Genomic DNA, 21844 nt, shown 5'->3' with positions numbered 1-21844 from the left:
AGCTTCAGCTATTTGAAATACGCGAGATAGTGCGAGACGGCGGTGATTTCCTCATCACTCATGTGATAGGCGACATCGGCCATCGCAGCGCCTCCACCGCCGACGCGCTGGCTGCTCTTGTAGTCGTGCAGCGCCTTGACGAGGTATTCCTCGCGCTGGCCCGCGAGCCGCGCAACGGCCTTGGTGCCGGCAAAGCTATCCGTATGACATGAGGCGCAGCGGCGGCCGACGGCGACCTGGGCGCCCTTTTTCGACAGGTCCGGATCCTTGTCCTCCGCCGCTGTCGGCGGCGTCAGCGCGGCGAAATAGGCGCCGAGATTGCGGACGTCCTCGTTGGTGATTTCCTCGGCAATGGGCTGCATCTGGTCGTTCTTGCGCGAGCCGGCGCGGAAAAACACCAGCTGCCATTGCAGGAACTGATCGGGTTGGCCGGCGAGCGAAGGAATGTTCTCGGTCTGCGAGATGCCATTCTCACCGTGACAACCGGCGCAGACGGCGGCCTTCTCCTTGATCGCGGCATTGTCCGCGGCGCTTGTCGGGAGAGAACCGAGCGCGAGAAGCGCAACCGCGCTGATTGCGTGCGAGATGAACTGCCGGCGCATGATTGGAATTTCCGATCTGTCGAACGCTCATTCCGGGGCGGCGAAGCGCGTGCCCCGAGTTCGATAACCCCCGTTCGTCACTATGGGTTCCGGACTTCTACGTAAGCAGGAACGACAGCGTGCGAAATTGAAATGAGAAAGGCTGCGGCGCCCCTCGGCACCGCAGCCTTGTGTCGTCTTAGGCTACTTCTTGCTGTAGCTGATGCGGTAGATCGCGCCGGCCCAATCGTCGGCGACGAGGATCGAGCCGTCCTTGGCGAGGATGATATCGTCGGGACGGCCGAGATAGCCCTGGTCGCCCTCGATCCAGCCGGAGGCGAACACCTCCTGCTTGGCGTTCTTGCCGTCGGGACCGACGATCACGCGCATGATGCGGCCGCCCTGGTACTTGTGACGATTCCAGGAGCCGTGCTCGGCGATCAGGATGTTGTTCTTGTACTCGGCCGGGAATTGGTCGCCGGTATAGAACTTCATGCCGAGCGGAGCGACGTGAGCGCCGAGGTTCAGCACGGGCGGCGTGAACTCGGAGCATTTGTGGCCCATCGCGAACTTGGTATCCGGCAGGTCACCCTGGTGGCAGTAGGGATAGCCGAAGTGCTCGCCGATCTTGCTGATCATGTTCAGCTTGTCCGAGGGAAGATCGTCGCTGATCCAATCGCGGGCATTCTCGGTGAACCAGAACTTGCCGGTGCGCGGATCGACGTCGCCGCCGACCGAGTTGCGAACGCCGAGCGCATAGATTTCCGCATTGCCGGTCTTGGGATCGACGCGGCGGATCTGCGACACGCTGGTCGGGGGAACGCCGATGTTGAAGGGCGGTCCGAACGGAATGTAGAACCAGCCTTCCTTGTCGACCGCGATGTACTTCCAGCCATGCGCGGCATAGGACGGCATGTCGTCATAGACGACCTTGCCCTCGCCGGGATTGTCGAGCTTGTTTTCGATGTCGTCGTAGCGGATCAGCTTGTCGACCGCGATGACGTAGAGCGCACCGTCCTTGACGGCCAGACCCGTGGGCATGTTCAGCCCCTTGAGGATGGTCTTGACCTCTTTCTTTCCGTTGTTGTCCTTGATGGCGTAGACGTTGCCGAGGCCGAACGAACCGACGAACAGCGTGCCCTTGTCACCCCAGGCCATCTGCCGTGCGGCCAGCACACCGGAGGCGTAGACCTCCATCTTGAAGCCCGGTGGCAGCTTGACCTTCTTGACGATGTTGGCGAGCTCGGAATCGGACGCGCCGGTCGGCGGACCGGACGGCGGCGCCAGGCCCTTCTGCGCCTCGGTCTCGTCGCCGAGGAACCAGTCGTCCGGCGGATGGGTCCAGAACTCCTTGGTGCCGGATTCGTATTTCTTCAGCGGCTTGTTCTTGTCCTGCTGCTGCGCGTGACCGGCGCTTGTCCCCGCGAGAAGGGCAACCGCTGCAAGCGCCAGGACGGATTGAAAGGCGGATTGAAAGACGGATCGATGGAATTTCATCGCGTCACTCCCCTAAGGCAGCCGTCAGGGCTGCACATTTATTTTATTTTGCTATCGAGAGGCGAAGTTCGGACTCTGTCGAGAGGACAGACGCAGAAGGTTAGCACATCTGCGAGCGGTGAGAAGCGCGCCGCGTGCGCCGCGATAGCGCTCAGTAAAAATTGAGACGTAAAGTCAATGATGGCGAATGCCGCGACGACACCGCTCTCGCTGCAGCGCGGAATCAAGATCACGCGCGGCTAATTTGCAGGCAGCAGGAGGTCCGGAACAAAAAAACGCGAAACAACCCCATGCACAGTAGAAATGCTCTGGCCGCCTTGCTGCCGGTGGCGCCGGGTAGACATTTGACGCGTCGAGCGAATTCGCGAAGGTGGCGGCTAAGGGGCGACGGGGTAGGGACCATCGTCGAAAATCGTCTCATGATAGCCTTTCGAGCCGACATCGCGCGCGAGCGTGCTGCGAAAATCACGGTCATCGCGAAGGCATTTCAGGACATGCGCGAAGTCGAATTCGGGCCGCCAGCCTAGTTCGCGCCGCGCACGTTCATTGACATAGACGCGGTCGATCGCGGGGAATAGCCGCCAGCCGCGCGCAGCAAAGAGCTCCGCACAATCCGGATAGAGCTCGCGCACGACACCGGCCGCGTCACGTGCCAGCGCCGCGAGACGGCGTTGCTCGAACGGGCTCGTGGCCGACAGGATGTAGCGGGCAAACCCGATGTCCGGCGCGCGCTCTGCGGCGAGGAGATGGGCGTTCACCGCGTCCGCGATATCCAGCCGGCGATAGAGCAGCTCGTTGGCCTGCGCGTTCTCCGGCGGGTAAGCCGACCGCATCGCCGGATCGTCATCGTCTTCCGGGAAGAAGCGCGAGGTCCTCAAGACCACGACGGGCAGGCCGCGCTCGCGACAGAACAGCTCGCAGAGAGTTTCGGCCATCAGTTTGGTCGTGCCGTAGACGTTCTTCGGGATCGGCGCCAGGTCCTCGGTGACCCACACCGCGGCTTGGCCCGCGTCGGAGCGGAGTTGCGAGCCGAACGCGCTGGTGGTGCTGGTGAAAACAAAACTGCGCACGCCGGCGGCTGCGGCCGCCTCAAGCAGGTTGAGCGTGCCGGTGACATTGGTGTCGATGAAATCTTGCTTGCTGTGGGTCGCCGCATGCGGCTTGTGCAGCGTCGCGGTGTGGATCACCGCGGTGACGCCGTCCATCTGGTGCCGCACGAAATCGGGATCGACGATCGAACCGACGGCGTCGGTGAAGGGCGACGCCTTCAGGTCGATGCCCCGCGCAGGCGAACCGCGCCCGCGGAGCGTGCGGAGAAGGGCCTCGCCAAGATGGCCCGCGCTGCCGGTAACCAGAATCGTCATTCGTGACCCAATACAGCCGCCAGCGGCGTGGAAAACGACGTGCCCGTCCGGTCCGGCTGGATGCTTTGGGAAAAATTGGAGCGGGCGAAGGGGCTCGAACCCTCGACCCCGACCTTGGCAAGGTCGGAACCCCTTCCCTCATAGGGCAACATCTGCCAACTCCAGTAGCGCGCCTTAACCTTGAAAACACTGGTGAATTGCGAGTTTGTTGGCCTTCGTATCTAACGTAAGCCAAAGGAACATTTTGCCCCGGAAAGATACCCCAAGGTACCCCGGAGAGATTTTCGCCATGTCCCCCGCCGTTAAACTGACCCGCGACCGGGTCGAAAAAGAGAAGCCCGCCAGCACTCGCCGCGAGGTCAGGGACGCAATTGCGCCCGGCCTTCGGCTGGTCGTGCAGCCGTCCGGCCATCGGTCATGGGCGTTCCGCTACAAGCTCGCCGGGGTCGCCCGGAAGCTCACCCTAGGCGACTATCCGTCTGTGTCGCTCGAAGCCGCCCGCACAGCCGCCGCCACGGCGCGCGGCGAAGTCCTAAAGGGCGGCGACCCAGCCGCCGACAAGGCAACGGCTCGCGCCCCGTCGAATAGCATCTTGGCCGCCTTTAAAGACTATGACCGGGATTACCTCTCATGGGGCCGCGAGTATCAGGACCACGAAACCGGCGAAGTGTTCCCCGCCGTGACCGACGCCGTGGGGAACCCCGTCGAACCGAAGATAGGCAAAGACACGGCCGCCGCAACCCGGTCGTTCTTCATCCGCCGGATCCTTCCTAAATGGCATTCGCGAAACGTGGGGTCGTTCACGACACCGGACGTTGCGAAGCTTCTCAAACCGCTAGAAGCTTTCAAAGACGCCCATCGCAAGGGCCGAACTCGGCTGTCGCATTTCTTCAAATACACGAAACAGCACAATGACCTAGTCAAATTCAACCCCGTCGCCGACATCGAATCCGCCGGGTCCGGAACCCGCGAGCGCGTGTTGACCGCCGACGAACTGCGCATCGTATGGAATGCCTGCGAATCCCTTGGCACGTTCGGCGCGTTCGTGCGGACGCTGTTCTTAACCGCGGCACGCCGAACGGAGGTTGCACGAATGGACCGCGCCGAGTTGTCGCCGATAGTATGGTCGATTGGCGGCCACCGCACCAAGAACGGCAAGCCGCACGATATCCACCGCACTGCGCAGTTGAACGCGATTCTTGAACCGCTGTTGACAATGAGCAATTCACCTTTTGTTTTCGAGGGCCGTCGCCCCGGCCGGCCGCTTGGCGGCTTCAGCAAGTTGAAAAAGCATCTGGATAGGATCACGGGCGACGCCGTCGGTCATTGGACGCTGCACGACGCGAGACGGACGGCCAAAACGATGATGCAGGAATTAAAGATCCTGAAGGAAGTCCGCGACGCCTGCACGAACCACACGGGCGGTAAGAGCAAGGTTGATATGACCTATGACCGCTTCGCATACGCGTCCGAAAAGGCCGACGCCTTCGAAAAGCTTGCGGCCAAAATCTTGCGCGTCGTTGAAGGCCGGGAAGTACCGTCGAACGTGGTCCCGATGCTTAGGCAATGACCGGCGCGTTAACCCTTCAGAAAATTCTGACCGGCGCACTACTTGTCCGTTCGAACGCGGCGGGCTATTTTGCCCCCAGTTGGTTGCGATAGACACCGCCCTGACCTAGATGGGCTCGCAATCTTTTCAAGGCGCCATTCGTGGCGCAGGAAAGGTTGGCTGTCGTGTCTATTCACCCCCCCAAAAGCAAATTCACTCGAGTCGCACCGCTGAAAGCCCGCTATGGCGGCGTCAGCGACATGTGGATCACGCGCAAGATGCGGGACGAAGGTTTTCCGCAACCCGTTTTTCTCGGCGGCCGCGACCGATTCTGGATCACAGAACAACTCGACAGTTGGGACATGGCCATGATTGAGCGGGGTTCGATCGCGCATCACGGCGTTGCTGGTAAGCGTAAGGCGGTGCAATCGTGAAATCTCAATCACAGTTGCCCACCCAAAGCCAGGCTGCGAACCCCGACAAGGCCGCAGATGCGCTAGTCACCATTCGTCCTAAGGGGCTGTTGAAGGTCGTCACAATCGCGGCCGATGGCGACACGCCGCAAGTCCGTTGCTTCACCCTTCCCGCCGAGCGCGACGACATGCGGGACCATATTGCGGCCAATGACGGCGAGCGGAATATTTATTTCGAGCCCAACCCGCCGAAGGTTAAGGCCCACAAGCGGTCGAAGGAGTCCGATATCGCTGCCGCCGTCTTCGCGTACGTCGATTGTGACCCGAAGCTGGGCGGCATGCCCGAAGACCCGCTCAAGGCGCAGGCGCGCCACGATGCCCGATTGAATTCCGGCATCGTGCCGAAGCCGACTTTTAAATACGTGTCGGGCGGTGGCACAGTCGGACTATGGAAGCATTCCAAGCCCATCAAACTTGACGGGCCCGACTCCATTGAAGCGGCAAAGGCGATCAACAATGGCCTCGCACGCGAGCTTGGCACCTCGGCGGATGGTTTCGACACTTGCCAATCGGTTGAACATCTGTATCGCGTCCCGAACACCACGAACTTGCCCAACGATAAGAAACGCAAGGCGGGCCGCGGTGTGTCAGTCGCTGGCGGCTTGAAGGGGAATTCATCGCGTCGCTATGAACGCGACGCCTTCCCCGTGGCCAAGGTTGACAAGCCGACGACAACGAACGATATCGGCGACGCCCTTAGCGTTGACCTTTACGAACTGGAAATCGGCGACCGGTCGCGATCGATTATCGAGACGGGTGAGGCTGAAGGAAAGCAGCCGAATGATGACTCGCCGTCAGGCTGGCGCATGGCGTTAATTCATAGTCTGATCAAAGACGGCGTGGACAGCGAAACGATCCTCGGCATTCTGCTGGATCCTGACAACATGGTCAGCGCCGAGCGCGTCAAGAAAGCCGGAAGCCGCAAGGCAGCCGAACTATTCTTCAAAAAGGAAATCGCCAAAGCAACCGCGATGCGTGCGGCGACTGCCAGCGAGGACTTCGACGACAACCCCGACATCCCTGATGACGATGGCGACGCCGATTTAGATTTTAAAAAGCCTATCAAAGATGAACTCACTTTTGACCTGACGCCCTATATCCCCCAAAACGCGTCGAAGATTCCGACCCGCAAATGGCTGTATGGTACCGCATACATTCGGAAGTTCATCGGCTTAACCGCGGCGACCGGCGGCGCGGGCAAGTCGTCTCTGATTCTACTTGAGTGTGTCGCCATGGCTTGCGGCAAAGACCTACTAGGGGTCGAACCGGCGGAAAAACTTCGCGTCCTATACTGGAACGGCGAAGACCCGCTCGAAGAGCTTGAACGCCGTGTCGCCGGGATTCTGAAATACTATGGGCTGACTAAAGCCGACCTTGGCAGCCGGCTGTTCATCAAGTCTGGCCGTGACATGCCGATTAGAATTGCCGAGCTAGATCAGGGCAAAGCCAAGATTGCGAAACCGATGACGCGGGCCATGGACAAAGCTGTACGGGATCACAAACTAGACGTGGTTGCTATCGACCCGTTCGTATCGTCGCACGGCGTCCCGGAGAACGACAACAACGCGATTGAATTGGTCGCGAAGAAATGGGCAGACATTGCCGACAAGACAAATTGCGCCGTCGTCCTTTCGCATCATACTCGCAAAACAAACGGCATGGGGGCCTCGATTGAGGATTCACGTGGCGCGTCGGCGCTCAATTATGCCGCCCGGACCCGGCGAGCCATCAATACCATGACCGCCGCTGAAGCCAAAGCAGCCGGGTTTAAAGATGACGATCGTTCGCGCCTGTCTTACTTCAAGGCAGACATGATGGGGTCGTCGATGATTAAGCCAACCGCCGCGCTTGACTGGTATCGGTTCGAGCCGGTTAATCTGATGAATGGCCCACCTGATGAACTGACCGGCGAATCGACAGAGGGCGATAGCGTCGGAGTGGTAGTGAAATGGGAATACCAGAAATTGACTCTAGAGCTAGACGCCGACAGCGCGCGGGACGCGGTCGCTGCCCTCAACGTCGATGGGCCATGGCGGTATGATGGGCGGGCAGCCAAATGGGCGGGACTGGCAATTGCTAGATCAGCCCAGGTTGAAGTGACAGACCTCAAGGTCAAGGCGCAGATCGCGGCCTTGATTGAGGAATGGATTAAAGACGGTACCCTAGAGAAGTATTCGGGGACGGACGGCAATCAACGCAAGGAAAAGGTGTTTGTGCGTCCCGCCCTGGCCGAAGATGATGACCAGCTCGACTTCGGTTGATATGCGTCAGTCACAGTGCGTCACTGACGCAAGCACTGTCGCACTGCCCATTAATTGCGGTGCGTCAGTCAGTTCGTCCCTATAGGGGACGACTGACGCCAGTGACGCAAAGGAGTTATTTCTCTGAAAGAACTGGCGCAGATTGTGAGCCTGACATGGCAGCGGGCTCGCAACATGGCCTGCATCATACCCCTGATAGATGGCTTTGTCGGAGGCGGATGCACATTAATAGAAATAAGACGCATGCTTTGACCGGGGAAATATTTCTCTTTCCCACAAATGTAGAAATTTTTCAGCGGGTCCTTCCAGCGGCACAATTGCTATGAGGGCAAGCACGGAGCTCACCCTCGATCTCAGGTGATGAAGAAAAATATTTCCCAACGTAACGTGATAAACGTGGGTCGAAGCACGGACGCGGTGGCTGATTGCGGAGAACTGCTGCGCGGCTTATTCGGGCGACTGGACGGCTCAAGTCGCCTTCGCCGAAGCCAAATATCGTCTTGGCTCAATGCCTCGGTGTGGCGCATCGTCGTACTTGGATTGTTTTGTGTCGCGTCAGCGCTATCGCGGGATAAGAAAACTTTCTCGGCAACAAAGCCGGCGCCGCCTACTAGGCCAAGTGACAGGGTGCACCTAATCTGGCAGTGAAGACCTGCTGGCCCTCCCATTTGGAGGCGCGTCCACACTCTAGCGCGTAAGTTGCCAATCGGGGCGAGACAGCTTTATGCTTGTCTCAACGCGACGACTCTTGGCCATGACGGCTGCAAGATCGGTTGCAGAGAGAGTGGCCCAACATGGAGGATATTGTCGAGCCCGTCCCCTGCCCCTTGGCTTTTTCTCAAGAGGGCACAAGCGCAATTTGCTCCCGCGCTGCGCTCTTGATGGTGCTGGGACTTTTGCTCGCTCCTCCCGGACGTGAAGTTTTAGACGATCTTCTTGAGACAGCGCCATTCGGAATTCCAAACATCAACCCGTTGTCCGGGTATTCTCGCAGACAGCTCGACGACATCTATCGACAGTTTTCAAGGCGCGGCGGCCTTCAAGGCGCAATTCGCGACACTGTTGCCAGGCTATATCGCGAAGACAGAGAAGAGGATCCACAATATCTTGCGCTAAAGCTGCTTGCATTGCACCTCGCCGACGAAAATGAAATGCTCCGAGTTGCCGCTACAGTTTCATGGCTTGATATCGCCTTTTCCGGCGAGCGATATTCAGATTTTGACTTTCCCGCTCAATTTGCGACTCTACTAAATGCCGCTCGGAAGCCGGCCAATGACGTAACGCGCGCCATGGCAATGACTGCGCTTTCCCGCATGTGGCACTATAGCGATAATCAGTCTACGCGCCTCTATCGCTTTCTTGAAGCTAACCGGCAGGACCAACAGACCTTTTGGCTTTCAATTGGAGACTTTATCCGCCGGATACGATGGCGCCGACCGGCAGAGAGCGGCCGGAGGCAGGCCACGATTGTTCACGGAACCGTATTTGCGTTCGCTAAATCCCCTATCGACAAGTGGTGGCGACCCCGAACAGGCGATCTCCATGTATATTTGGAAACGCAACTTCCGCAGCGGCATCTCTATAGTAGAAGCGATTACTTCAGATGGTCCGGTGGGTGGAGCGATTACGCTCGAAGCATTGCCAGAGACGAACTCCTCCAATGGGTCCACAGCCATCGCTTTGAAGGCGGGGACGTCTTCGCGCACAGCCATGGCGCGAACGTCCTCATCCTCGCGACTGATAAAGAGAAGTTTGGCAAAATCGTGCTGCTGAGTTGCCCCGTGCACCATCACCTTCCGATAAGATTCGAAAACGTAAAACGCGTGGTGTCCATCAGAGTCAAATGGGACTTCGTCATCATGGCTGACCGGGCACGGCAACGATTTAGCGATCCGAGAATCCGGGAGGTAATCTTACCGATCTGGTTTGGCCGGCATCAGACGACGCGGCAATCATCCACATGGCGCGACCAGAATCTTATGAAGTACCTTTAGCAGACGCCTGTATTCGAATGCCCGCTCAAGCCGACCGTCCTATCGTATCGATTGTTTACGCGCTCCCGCTCATAATTGAGAGCAACTGACCGCTAGGCTAATCAGAACCCCCTAATCCTGAGGTTCCTCAACTGCAGCTGTTGAATGATTACGTCCAGACGTTTCTTGGCGTTATCTGACACGCTCCCGCCGCCCCTCACCACGTAACGCTTTTCATAGCGATACGGTTTTGTCGCTGAGGGCTTTGGCTCGTCACCGGTAAGCGGTACCTCAGTCGGTCTCATCTCTCCTGGTTGGATTTCTGCAGGTTTGGGCCGGAAAGGCACTCTGATGTAGCTTTGGACACGCTTTGGTGGTGAGATCCCGGCGTCGGCCAGCGCTATTTGGAGAGTATTCACTGTCCTCCGTTCGAATGACAATCCAGTCTTGCCGGAGACTCTCGAGAATGTGAAACCTGGCGTGATGCCTGCCGTAAGATCGAGGTCAAATTCGAGCGTGTAGCCGATGGCCTTGTCTTTGTCTTTGAACAGGGCGCCTTCACTTGTCTTGAGCGACAGTGTCCGTATGACCCACTCATGCAGACCCAGAGAATCTTCAAGTTGATTGTGGGGCGCAATCGGGCACGCTTCCGCAAAGGCGAGCAATTCGTAGACAGGGAAATAGACGTTAACCAGCGACGTCTGCACCGATTTGCCAGTGGCACCGGCGCTTATATCCAGGCCGAACGTTCCAGCATTGAACGGGCCGGTGAGGCTGCTGCTCGGAAGGACGGATCCTGTGTGATCGACTTCCAGCGTAAGCGTTATGACGCCGACCCAAGACTGGAGGGTAGGCTCTTCGCTGAGCGCCGCACCCAGCTCACACTTTACGCGATCGACCACGCGATTGATCGAGATTCCGTCGTACTGTTCCGTTGGCGGGAGGACGACGCACCCCGAAAGAATAAAGCCAATGCACGCTAGTCCCACCAGTCGCGCTGCCATACCACGAGCCCCCGCTCTACAGTGATTGTTCCACAACCAGCAATAGAGCGTCAAGCGGACAGCCGTGCGGCTTTGCCGACTGCCCTGGGCCACTCTCACACCGTTCCCACGCCGCAAATGGTCTGAGGCCTGCCCGTCCGTTATTCACGCGCTCCTCCTTGAACCGTCACGTCCGCGGCCAGCAGTGTCTTTGGACGTTCCGAAGCCGAAATCGCAGGTCGGATCTAGTTCGTTTTGGTGCGTCGCATGAATCCGTAGTTGGCTCTTCGCGTCATTTGCTGCGGTTGCACAAATCGACGCTTTTGAGGACATCGACAGCGTCATTGCCTGCAGGATCCATCGCCTTTCATTTGGTGCCCGGTATGTCCTTCCCGATAGAATCGTGCAGCTGCATACTGATCGCATGAATGGCGTCAGCGAGATTGTTCGGGTCTCCCGTTTCTCGATGTGCGATCGCGGTCTCTTGTACAGTCTGCACAAATTCGCTTGCATCCAAAACGCCCTTACGATCGAGCTCCAGCACCAACGTCCGAAGGACGGAAAGCATGCCTAGCACCAATCGATCCCCAGGTATCTTTTGGCCGGTCGCCATGAAATCAACTCCCGCTATCTGGCTTGGTGCACAGTATCGGCCCCGTTCGCGACTAGCTAGACCACTCAATTTGGACGAACATCCAATTGCTAGTAGACCAAAAGCGCAATTTTAGGTCTATGCTTGCCTGGCAATAGTTTACAGTTTCAGGCGGGGATGGAATGGCTAAACTCGCGGGCTTTCCTGAGGAAACGTTCGATGCGATGCAACGTGTCCGGGACACTGCGTTGGTTCGATTCGATAGCCTATTCTCGCCCGGTCGGAAGCTATGGTCTCTCGCAAACCTTCAGCGGTTTCACGATATGTTTGTGGATCGATTTGATGAGGGTAACGGATCATTTCTAGAAAAATTCAAAAAGCAGCTCGAGGGTGCCAGTGACGACATCTTTCAGCTAGCCGCAGAGCTTCTTTATACGCAACAATTCTTCACAAGCCTCTCCGGCCCCGAAAAGAAACTCGAAAATGTAGAGGCGGTACTTAGTTGGAGCGCGAATCCGCCACTGATTCCAGAATGGGCAGTCGTTGGTGTGAAGAATGGGCTTGCGGGTGATCAAAGCTTCAACCAGCATCGACCGTTCCATTTGGCATGGTTAGATGAATTCCTAATACATTGGCAAGCACTGCCGGAAACGGAGCGATCTGCTTTGCTTGCCGATCCTTGGCGCTTTGCGGACGACGTTCGCAATGTGGAGTCATCCCATGGAGCCTACCAGCCAATGCAGGAAGCTTGGCTCTACATCATGTTTCCCGATAGATTCGAGAACATTTCGTCGAGAAAGGATAAACGGCGGATTCGCGAAGCCTTCTACGATCTCCTTGCAGGAGGATCCAGCAATAATATTGATGCCGATCTGTTGGAAATTCGAGGCCACCTAGCCGATCAAGAAGGAGAGGGCTTTCACTTCTATCGGTCCCCAATTGTTGAGCGATGGCAGGAGGCTAAGATTTCCGGGCGCGACATTGAGCTAATTCGGCAGAGCCGGTCCCGCGAAAAATACACTGATTTCACTACCGACGAGCGCACGGCGCACAAGCGAGTTCACGACGCACTTCGTAGACTGGGCGAAATTGCGCTCGAAGAGCTCGGCGGTGAGCGCGATTATACATTGAAGCTAACTTCAGGCTTTCATCCGATTTCAGGTATCCGAGGAGGAAAACCGAAGGACCTCTGGTTTGGGATCTATCGTAAGGCGAACGATGAGAAATTCCTCGGGAATCCGCAATTGTTTATGATCGTTTCTACCAGAGGGGTCGAGTGGGGATTTGCACCTTTGACTCATCCAGATGATTTCTCGAACCAGGACATCAAGCGTCGGACGAGAGAGGTAGCTAGGCTAGTCCTTGAACAGTTACCCATACCCGGCTCGCCAGAAGCTAAGGATCTGGGAAATCGATTATCACAGTCGGGTAAATGGAATTTTCGGCGGAAACAACGCCTGGACCCAAACCAGTCGGAGTTTCAATCCCTCGATGAATGGCTTTCATTCCTGCGGTCCGATGACGGCGTTCGAAATGCTGGCGGCGGAATTACGCGCTACGTCCTACCGGAGGAAGTCGATTCTGTTGATTTAACGGAGGGGGTGCGGGAGTTGGCGCTTCTTTTTCGTCCGCTCATGGAACGGATGATAGCCGATGCTCCACCCAGCGCGGCCGCACCCCATGAAACTCAAATGATGATTTCGCAAGTACGTAAAGCTGGGTTGGGAACTCTCAGCGATTTGCTTAGTACGTTTCTACGCGAGCTGATTGCTGCGCAAAACGGGCCATTCCAGAAAACAGAGCCACTTTGGAACGCAATGTCTGAAGTGAAAAGCCGTCTGGAGCAGTTTCCCGCAGTTCAGAGCCGTCCAAACTTGCTGATCAATATCAGCGTAGGTCAAGGGAACTGGGCGACGGTTCCTTGGATAGCGCTCTTGAACACAAAGATTACGAGATCAACTCAGGAGGGCGTCTACGTTGTTTTTCTGATTACAACCAACTTGGATCGTATTTTTCTTACTCTCAATCAAGGTACAACAACATTAGTCCGTGAGTTAGGGCAACGCGAGGCACAGAAGCAAATGCTCGATGTTGCTGCAAAAACAAGAGCGCTCATTCCGGAGCTCGCGGCAGCAGGATTCTCACTAAATAATGAAATCGAGCTGGGCGGTGGCGGCTGGCTTGCGAAGAATTATGAAGCCGGAACGATCGCTCATGTAGAATTGCGGACCGACGCATTTCCAAGCGATGAAAGACTGAATGAGCTGCTTGAAGCTGTACTTAACGCCTACGACCGTGCAGTAGACGAGCCACCCGGTGAGAAGGCGGCTTCAGGAGAGCCTCCGGCAGCCACCAGTCCAACGATAGAATCTTATAGCTTGGAGGACGCGATCTCTGAGCTTTTTCTCGAGCAACCAATGCTCGAACGGCTTCTAGCAATTTGGACCGGAAAGAAGAACCTTATCTTACAAGGTGCTCCAGGAGTGGGTAAAAGCTTCGTTGCAAAACGACTCGCTCATCTGCTGATCGGACAGAAGGATTCGGGACGCATTGAAACGGTTCAGTTTCATCAATCATATAGTTATGAGGACTTTGTTCAGGGATATCGTCCAGATGGAAAGGGAGGATTTGCGCTGCGTGATGGCGTCTTCCATCGATTCTGCGAGAAGGCGCGCCTGTCCCCCAGTCGAAAACACGTTTTCATCATTGACGAGATTAACCGCGGAAACCTTTCAAAGATTTTTGGCGAACTTATGCTTCTCGCCGAGAGTGATAAGAGAGGGCCTGCATGGGCCACAAGCTTGACTTACGCTCAACCTGATCAACCCAGGTTCTTTGTTCCAGAAAATGTTTATTTGCTGGGTATGATGAACACTGCCGATCGGTCGCTATCAATGGTGGATTACGCGCTTCGACGTCGATTTTCCTTCGTCTGGCTTGAGCCCATGTTTGGAAGCGACCAATTCAAAAAGTTTCTCATTGACCGGGGCGTTCCGGAGCTAGTCGTCGAACTGATCGTGACGCGAATGACGGCACTAAACCAAGCTATTGGCGAAGACCGATCTAATCTTGGGCCCGGCTATCGCATTGGACACAGCTTCTTTGTTCCTCCTCAGGATTTCGAGTACGACGCAACATGGTATAGGCGAGTTATCGAAACGGAGGTGCACCCGTTGTTGGAGGAGTATTGGTTCGACGACCCAGATAAGGCCGACAGTTGGCGCGAAAAGCTCCTACAAAGTGCTCCATGACGATCCCGATCCGAAATTATTATTATTTGTTCCTCTATGCTTGGGCTCGATTTCCCGGCGGCTCGGCCACAGAGGTTGGGATCGACAACAGTCCAGATCTACCGAACCTATTCGCGAGATTATTGGTTGTCGGAACGCGCAGTCTTTTTAGACGCGGCCTTGATCGTGGATACAACGTATACACACGTGAGTTACATGGCCTGCGCGGACGCCTGCGCATGGACCGTATGATCAAGGGAGCAACGCAGCTTCGAGGCGCGGCCGTCTGTGATGTTGATGAACTTTCTCACGATGTTCTTCATAATCAGATTTTGAAAGCCACGCTAGTTAGTCTCGCTGCTTGTCGAGATGTGGAAGCGCGTAATAGGCACGATCTTCACGCATTGGCACGACTGTTCAATGATGTTGAACAAATATCTTTGTCGGCTAGCCATTTTCGTCGCTCGTCTGTTTCGCGCAATAACCGCGAATACGGCTTTCTCATAAAGCTGTGTGAATTTGTCTTCTGGTCTCTCATGCCAGATGAGCGGGGCGCGAAGACACGATTCCAAACTGTTGATGACGACGAAATGCGAATGTCTGCGGTTTTTGAAGAATTTCTGCGTAACTTCTTTAAGATGCATCGCAGCGAGTATCGCGTACGAGCAGAATCGCCGGCGTGGGACGTAAGCGACGCAACTCCAAGTGATCTTGCTTTTTTGCCTCGTATGATCACGGACATAACTCTACGGCAGCTAGACCACACCATCATAGTTGACGCAAAGTTCTACAAGAATGCTTTGTTGCAAAGCCCCTACGGCGAGCGCGTACGGTCGCAGCATTTATATCAGTTGATTACCTATCTCCAACACGAACGCGCTCGGCAGGTAGCGATCGGGCTTTCAGGCATGCTGATTTATCCCACTGTCGGTCAATCTCTTCGTCTGCGGTATCGATTGCTAGGCATCCCCGTGTTGATTGCCACAGTTGACCTGAGCAAAGAATGGCCGACCATCGACGCTGAGTTACATGAACTCTTGAATGATTGTGCGACGGCTGCGTGCAAATCTAATGAAATAGAAAAAACTTCAAGCTCGCTCGCCACTGTCGCGCTAGCCGACGTCGCGCCGTGCTCCAATCGAATTGGCGTATGAGTACCGCATCCGCTGCCAGCGGATGCAGCACCATTGTATCGTGCATTGCGGTGCCCCTGGTTAGTGCACTTCAGGGCAGCGAACGAATGGTAAGAAGAAATGGACCGAAGCTCTCAGCTTTTCCTTTCGCTCCCGAAGGGCAGGGCACGCTCGGCGTTCGCGTCCACACCATGGGGCAACTAGTAGATCGTCCGTCGCGGCGGGGAAGAGGAGACTGATTTGGTCAGAGGCCGAGTTAGAGTGAGCTGGGAGGTACGATCGCTATCCCGACAAATTCGCGGATCTGATCTAGAGATGGATGCTCGGCTTGAAGCTCCGCAACCTGATCCAAGAACGGGCTAAGTGGCATGCGCTGAGGCGGCACAAGGGCGTCGCCCTCCAAGTGTGAGGCCAGCGCCTTTGCCAGGTTCGAAGCATCCGCCCAGCGGAACAGCATGTTCAAGTGCCCGGCTGCTAATTCACTTGGCACTGAGACTGAACCATCCGGATTTTTCTTCAGCCCGTATTTGAAAAGTTCCATCGGATTGTATCCAGCGCGACACTTCTTGAACTGCTGCAGCTGGTCAACGAGCTCGGTAAGGATATCGTAAGCAGGGGTCTGCCTGAATGTGCCGCTCGATGCATCATACTCAAGCAGCAAATCGGTGCCGAGAGCCATGGTGAAGGGCGATGAGTCTGGCGCGTCCTTTGAAGCGTAAAGTCCGATGGTTGCGAACGTACTCCAATCGGTAGCCTTGATGCGAACGGTTTGCCCGACGAGGCTGGCAGTTAGACTAAGCGTTTTTGCCAGTCGCACGACGGTGACATCGGGCAATAGCGGCTTTGAATTAATAAGAGGGACAAGCTGCTGAAGCAGGGTAAGAAGTTGGTTTTGCAGCGCCTTGCGTCCAGCCGCCTTGTTGACAGATAGGCCTTTCAAGATAAGAGGGTCTAACACGTCGCGAATTTCTGAGAAATTCTTGAACGTATGAATCCAATTTCCGATCGGCATTACGCCCTTGCAACGCGCTGCTTCCGACGTCTCTTTATTGCGCGACACCTCTTCGATGAAAGCTCCAATGGCATCGCTGTCGTCCGCCATACTGTTGGGATAGGCGAGGACCTTCTTACGCATCGATTCATCGACTTCGCCTAGGCTCTCGAGATATTTTTGAAGCTCTTTGACATCCTGTCGATGCGTCCAGACTTCGTCGCGGACAAAAGATAGAAGCCGGATCTTTCCGACTTGAGCTAGCGCGTAGGCTGTTCGATACTCCTGTCGCGTGATGCTTATGCGATTTACTTTATCGACAAAGCCGCCCACGCGCGTTCCGATTAGCAGGAGGAAGTAGTCTGCTTGAGCGATGGTATCGAGACAGGCTTGATAAGAGTGCTGATCAAGCGGCTTCGTAAAGTCGTTAAATTCAGAAGCCAGGACACGGCAGCCGTTAAATTCAAGATGATCTTTAATCGCGCTGCGCAGGTCGCGGAAGTCATATATCGTTGACGAAACGAAAATCGTTGGGCGATCCATAAGGCTATCCACCTCTTTGTTGTGTTCGGTGCCAGGCGGGACGACGCCAAGTGTGCCACGGGTACAGTCCATTGCAGGGCTCGGAAATTACCACGCGCATTCGAGCGTCACACATACACAAGTGTGTGGATGGCGTCCTGGTTCTTTCTGAGGCTATATAATTGCACATGCTCCTTTGAAGATCGGAGATTGAGGCTGGGGTTGCAACCTCTCACATTCTGAGGCTTTCATGGACGAACGTACGCAGCGAGTCATTGACGATGCCCGCAAGCTCTACGAGCCGATCGTTATCGGGAAGGGCAGCCGCATTGTACGCGGCAACGCACTCTGGGAGAATTTCGAGAAAGCGGTTGAGGCCTGCAACGCGGACTCCATGGCTGGAGATAGCAAGCTTTTCGAGAACATCAATGAGCTGGCAGTCGCTAAGATTCTAGCAGACGACAAGGGGCTGAAGGGCTCAATCGAATACGAGCCGAGCCTACTTCCAAGCGGCCGCAAGATCGATTTCGTGGCAGACCGGGGCCGGGACAACGCCTATATCGAAGTAAAGTCGGTTCGGCCCAATATCGCTGATACTGAAGATGCGTGGAAGCTATACGAGAAGCGCCGCAAGCTTCACCCTCAGCAAGCTCAGTTCATCGCCCATAAGGATTGGATGGGCGGTAGCGTCTATGGCAACACATTTTCCTCGCGCTCCAAGTTTCTGGAATACGGGCTCGATTTTGAGGAGCGGCTCGCCGAGGCTAAGAACGTGCGGGACGGTCCGGGGCTCCTAATCGTTTGCGGCAACGGCATGTCGTGGCATCGTTCTAATCTAGAGGATTTCGCCGACTACTATCATGCCGGTAAGCACCGGCAGGATGATCCGTTCGCGCTGATGGAGGCGCACCATATTGAGGACAGTAAGCTGAACCTGCTTCGCAATATCGACGCTTTCGGATCGCTGAAGCGCCACTGGGATATGGCGCAGAACCATGAGTTTGTTTGGCCCGTACGCGGCCCTAGCTTCGGCGGCGTCATAAAGTAAGTTCGTAGCGCAAGATTTCAGCAACGGGCGGCACGGTGCGGACGGTCATCGACTTATGGTTGTCGATGACCGTGACCGCCACACGGCGGGCTCATCTCGACGTCTCGCCGAGGGGCCTTTAAGCGATTCAACGAAGTCATTGCGCACAACTGCAACCGGCCACGCTGCCCAACCAGGTTTCGACTGATTGGGAGGTAAATCCTAATTCCCAAGTATAATTGAAGCTGCACCGCAACATACGGCGATCCTTGACAAAATCAAAATTACAACAATATTGTTGTAAGTATGATTCCAGCCCTTGCGCCCACCCCAGGTGCCCCGTGGGATGTGCTGCCGCCCGGCATCCATCCCGCGTCCCTCCAGGAGGTCGCCGATATGTTCGCGACCAACACAACACGCCGTACGCTCTACAATGGGCTCTTGCTGGCTTGCGCCGCGCTGCACGTAGCTGGATGCAGGAAACTCTATCTCGATGGAAGTTACGTAACCGCCAAGGATGAACCCGGCGACTATGACGCGTGCTGGGACCCAACAGCGATGGACGGCACAAAGCTCGACCCCGTGTTCCTCGACTTTCGCAACAAGCGCCAAGCGATGAAGGACAAATTCGGCGGCGAATTCTTCCCTGCAAACATGCCGAACACCGCTTCGCAAACCATTCTAGAATTCTTCAAGGTCGAACGGTTCACCGGAAAAGAAAAAGGAATTCTCCTGATTGTTCTCTCTGCCGACCCGGCACTTTTGCGGAGGACATCATGATTTATACCGATCGCCAATTCCAAATTACGCGCACCGAGCTTGCAAAGCTTGAGGCCGCGCTCGCTGGCATTCCATCGAAACAAGACTGGGTCCAAAAGGCGCAGTATGACGCTTTACAAAGTCAAGTTTCGGATCTTCAGGCCGATATGGCTGAGTACGAAATGTTGAAGCTTGGGAAGGTTGCCTTCGCCGAAACGTGCTCACTGCGTGAGCTACCTCGTGTGCTCGTCCAGGCCCGGATAGCGCGTGGCTTTTCACAAACGGATTTAGCCGACCGGCTGAACATGAAGCCACAGCAAGTGCAGAGATATGAGGCCACAAATTATATGAGCGCGAGCCTTTCGCGGCTTATTGAAGTGGCAAGCATCCTTAGCGTGAAGGTTTCTGAGTCCTTCGAAGCGGCGCACAACGAGACATCTGGGGCGATCTTCGCTTGGCACAATGCTGAGGACGTATCTTGGAGCCGATTGCCCATCAAGGAAATGGTCAAACGCGGATGGCTTTCCGTTGCTCCAAACGAATCGCCGATCGTAGCCGTGAGGAATTTCTTTGTTCAGGCAGCCGGTCCTCAATTCGCCACGGCATTGCATCGGAAGAAGGTTCGGGCAGGCAATGTTCCGAACGAGTTTGCGCTTCTTGCTTGGCAAGCCCGTGTCTTGCATGTCGCACGTCGCTTGCAAGAAGCTAATCCCATGAAAACATTCGAGCTTAATGACACCTGGCTAGGGGAGCTTACACGTCTTACGCGGCAGAAGGATGGACCCACCCAGGCGCGCGAACTATTGGCGGAAAAGGGTATTACACTGGTCGTCGAGCGGCATTTGCCCGGCACATACCTTGATGGTGCCGCTATGCTGTCTGCATCGAGCCAGCCAGTAATCGCGCTGACACTTCGATATGACCGGCTCGATAACTTCTGGTTCGTGCTTTTTCATGAAGTGGGTCACGTTTTCTTGCATCTGATGCAGGGTCTCAGGTTTGATTTCTTCGATGAGGAGAATGGCGACAAGACCGACCGAATCGAACTGGAAGCAGATGACTTTGCGCTCAATACTCTGATTCCCGCGACAGCGTGGGAGCAGTGCTTGTCCCGTTTTGTCTTAACCGAGGAAGCGGTCCTTACCGATGCGGACAATCTTGGTATCAGCGCCAGCATTATTGCTGGTCGAATTCGAAAAGAGCGGAACGACTTCACTTTGCTAACCCGGTTGGTTGGCCAGGACTCTGTGCGCAAACAACTGGAGACGAAAGATGGGACCTAAGAACGCGTTCTATGTTCCGTGCCTGCGATGGCGGCTTGCCGAGCGGCAGGCCTTAGCGGCTTTGACCGATAAGGCCAAGGACGCCATCGTGCCCTTGATCACCCTGCCCGACCTTGAGTTTGATTTCGAAGATGGCATGCCGAAGAAGACGGTGGGCGATCATGTTGGCTCTTTCCCGAAACGTTACAAAGAAAAATGGAAGACACGCAAAGCATGGATAGACGCAGACTTAAAAATCCAAACACAAGCGATGCCGGATGGCCGACCGGTTTTTACCTTCGTCTTCGACGAGATTCGTATGTTCAAAGCAGAGGCGATTCCCGTTGCATCGCTGGATTGCACCCCATCAGTCATCGCGCAAATTGCGGCCATCGCAGCGGTTGATAAAAAGGGAGTCGGCATTCGCGCGCGCATCGAACACGTGATGAAAGCAAGCTTCGGCCCAAATCTTGATGCTCTGCTAAAGGCGCTCAACACGACGCCCGAACAGGCGGACTTAATCATTGATCTTGGCACGCCGAACTATGAACCTTATATCGCGTTCGCTGGGGCGCTAGCGCCGGCGCTGGCCACGATCCCCAACCTCCAAGCCTATCGCAACTTCATCCTCGCTGGTTGCGCGTTTCCTGACTCGTTAAAGGACGTTGCAGTCCCGTTCGGCTATATCGCGCGCCACGACTGGAGGTTTTACGTTGAACTGCTGGCTAAAATCCCGGCCGGCGCGCGCTCCCCGATGTTTGGTGACTACACGACCGTGCACCCGGCGTTTACAGCAACCATGGACATGCGAAAGGTCAAGCCAGCGGGAAAAGTCGTGTACGCCACAAATGATAGATGGTACGTGCGCAAAGGCGGAGCATTTCGAGACAATCCAGCGCAGATGCATAACCTCTGCGAGGACGTCGTGAAATCAGGCCATTTTACGGGGCCCGGGTTTTCGGATGGCGACGACTATATCGCTAGGTGTGCGACGAAGATGACTGGGCCGAGCAATCAAACACGATGGAAGAGCGTCGGCATCAATCACCATATCATGCAAGTGATTGGTGAGATCGCCACTCTTGCCGTGACGCCATAGAGTGCTTAATAAATGCCGTGATTTGCTCGACGGTGAATTGTGCCGCAAGCAATTCATAAAGAGCCTTGCGCGGAGCGCGCAAAACTGCGGGCGAAGTATTCGCTTGGCTCAAGATTTCGACGACCTCGGTACGCCAGAGTAGGTGAGCAAGGCTATAAGCCTCAATTTTCGGATTGCGCTTTGCCTCACGAAGCGTGTCGAACTCGATTCCGCCGCGCGGTCCCTTTGTCACCTTAATAATTCCGCACCAGCGCGGTGCGAGCCCGCGCACTCCAGCAACATGCCGGTCGGCGCAAACTATCGTCAGCTTTTCAAGGCATTGCTCATAAACGCCGAGTTGTTGCGGTAACCGGGCGAGCGTGTCGGCAGCGCTCTTGATCTCGTAGCCGTGCACGCAGCCATTGATTACGGCAACATCGATGCGAACCTTCGCGTGGGCCAATCCCAATTCATCTATGACAAGTGTATCAGTGCAACGATGGGAGGCGCGAAGCTCTTTGCGGTGCAAGGCCGAACGGATTTCGGCATCGGTCGAGTGGGACATGGGG

The 21844-nt window shown here is 55.8% G+C and carries 17 protein-coding genes; 10 read left to right on the top strand and 7 right to left on the bottom strand.

The features are described from left to right. Positions 1–8: 8 nt before the first annotated feature. The 3 genes from IVB48_RS29040 to IVB48_RS29030 all read right to left on the bottom strand — a co-directional run bounded on the left by IVB48_RS29040 (position 9) and on the right by IVB48_RS29030 (position 3442). Complete coding sequence (locus IVB48_RS29040; RefSeq protein WP_211394972.1) at positions 9–602, bottom strand: c-type cytochrome; 594 nt, start codon at positions 600–602, stop codon at positions 9–11. Between the two features lie 183 nt (positions 603–785). Beyond that, complete coding sequence (locus tag IVB48_RS29035) at positions 786–2078, bottom strand: PQQ-dependent sugar dehydrogenase (RefSeq protein ID WP_247357336.1); 1293 nt, start codon at positions 2076–2078, stop codon at positions 786–788. A gap of 377 nt (positions 2079–2455) precedes the next feature. Beyond that, entirely contained in the window at positions 2456–3442 is a 987-nt protein-coding gene (locus tag IVB48_RS29030; protein WP_247405297.1) for an NAD(P)-dependent oxidoreductase, read from the bottom strand. Positions 3443–3731: 289 nt separating this feature from the next. Here IVB48_RS29030 and IVB48_RS29025 point away from each other — a divergent pair, with 289 nt between their 5' ends. The 4 genes from IVB48_RS29025 to IVB48_RS29010 all read left to right on the top strand — a co-directional run bounded on the left by IVB48_RS29025 (position 3732) and on the right by IVB48_RS29010 (position 9719). Beyond that, positions 3732–5012, top strand: coding sequence for an integrase arm-type DNA-binding domain-containing protein (locus IVB48_RS29025; protein ID WP_247405294.1), 1281 nt, complete (start codon positions 3732–3734; stop codon positions 5010–5012). Positions 5013–5152: 140 nt separating this feature from the next. Then, entirely contained in the window at positions 5153–5425 is a 273-nt protein-coding gene (locus IVB48_RS29020) for a hypothetical protein (RefSeq protein WP_247405291.1), read from the top strand. Further along, entirely contained in the window at positions 5422–7725 is a 2304-nt protein-coding gene (locus tag IVB48_RS41420; protein WP_247405288.1) for an AAA family ATPase, read from the top strand. Before IVB48_RS29020 ends, IVB48_RS41420 begins: the two co-directional genes overlap by 4 nt. 794 nt (positions 7726–8519) lie before the next feature. Further along, positions 8520–9719 carry a hypothetical protein gene (locus IVB48_RS29010; protein WP_247405285.1) on the top strand — a complete coding sequence of 400 codons (1200 nt, stop codon included), beginning with the start codon at positions 8520–8522 and terminating at the stop codon, positions 9717–9719. A gap of 101 nt (positions 9720–9820) precedes the next feature. Here the strand turns inward: IVB48_RS29010 and IVB48_RS29005 are convergent, their stop codons facing one another. Further along, complete coding sequence (locus tag IVB48_RS29005; protein ID WP_247405282.1) at positions 9821–10702, bottom strand: hypothetical protein; 882 nt, start codon at positions 10700–10702, stop codon at positions 9821–9823. A gap of 346 nt (positions 10703–11048) precedes the next feature. Beyond that, positions 11049–11294 (bottom strand): hypothetical protein, encoded by a 246-nt coding sequence (locus tag IVB48_RS29000; RefSeq protein ID WP_247405279.1) that lies wholly within the window; start codon positions 11292–11294, stop codon positions 11049–11051. Positions 11295–11455: 161 nt separating this feature from the next. On the opposite strand from IVB48_RS29000, the gene IVB48_RS28995 reads away from it, so the two are divergent. Next, positions 11456–14524, top strand: coding sequence for a DUF3578 domain-containing protein (locus IVB48_RS28995; RefSeq protein ID WP_247405274.1), 3069 nt, complete (start codon positions 11456–11458; stop codon positions 14522–14524). Continuing rightward, a complete protein-coding gene (locus IVB48_RS28990) occupies positions 14521–15657 on the top strand; it encodes a hypothetical protein (protein ID WP_247405270.1) in 1137 nt (378 codons plus the stop codon). Before IVB48_RS28995 ends, IVB48_RS28990 begins: the two co-directional genes overlap by 4 nt. Positions 15658–15892: 235 nt before the next feature. Here the strand turns inward: IVB48_RS28990 and IVB48_RS28985 are convergent, their stop codons facing one another. After that, a complete protein-coding gene (locus IVB48_RS28985; RefSeq protein ID WP_247405268.1) occupies positions 15893–17170 on the bottom strand; it encodes a DUF4062 domain-containing protein in 1278 nt (425 codons plus the stop codon). Positions 17171–17399: 229 nt separating this feature from the next. Here IVB48_RS28985 and IVB48_RS28980 point away from each other — a divergent pair, with 229 nt between their 5' ends. From IVB48_RS28980 to IVB48_RS28965, 4 genes are all read left to right on the top strand, one after another. Further along, on the top strand, positions 17400–18197 hold the full coding sequence (locus tag IVB48_RS28980) for a hypothetical protein (protein WP_247405265.1): 798 nt from the start codon (positions 17400–17402) through the stop codon (positions 18195–18197). A gap of 375 nt (positions 18198–18572) precedes the next feature. Then, positions 18573–18956, top strand: a complete 384-nt coding sequence (locus tag IVB48_RS28975) for a hypothetical protein (protein WP_247405263.1) — start codon at positions 18573–18575, stop codon at positions 18954–18956. Beyond that, positions 18953–20218 (top strand): XRE family transcriptional regulator, encoded by a 1266-nt coding sequence (locus IVB48_RS28970; protein WP_247405260.1) that lies wholly within the window; start codon positions 18953–18955, stop codon positions 20216–20218. The genes IVB48_RS28975 and IVB48_RS28970 overlap by 4 nt, the downstream gene beginning before the upstream one ends. After that, positions 20208–21296: a beta family protein gene (locus IVB48_RS28965; RefSeq protein WP_247405257.1), complete on the top strand. Its 1089-nt coding sequence runs from the start codon at positions 20208–20210 to the stop codon at positions 21294–21296. Before IVB48_RS28970 ends, IVB48_RS28965 begins: the two co-directional genes overlap by 11 nt. Here the strand turns inward: IVB48_RS28965 and IVB48_RS28960 are convergent. Then, entirely contained in the window at positions 21250–21840 is a 591-nt protein-coding gene (locus tag IVB48_RS28960; protein ID WP_247405254.1) for a sce7726 family protein, read from the bottom strand. The two genes, IVB48_RS28965 and IVB48_RS28960, sit on opposite strands and share 47 nt — an antisense overlap. Positions 21841–21844 lie beyond the last annotated feature (4 nt).

Origin of the sequence: Bradyrhizobium sp. 76, from assembly GCF_023073025.1 — a bacterium.
GTDB lineage: Bacteria > Pseudomonadota > Alphaproteobacteria > Rhizobiales > Xanthobacteraceae > Bradyrhizobium.
This window is presented reverse-complemented; position numbering and strand designations above follow the sequence as displayed.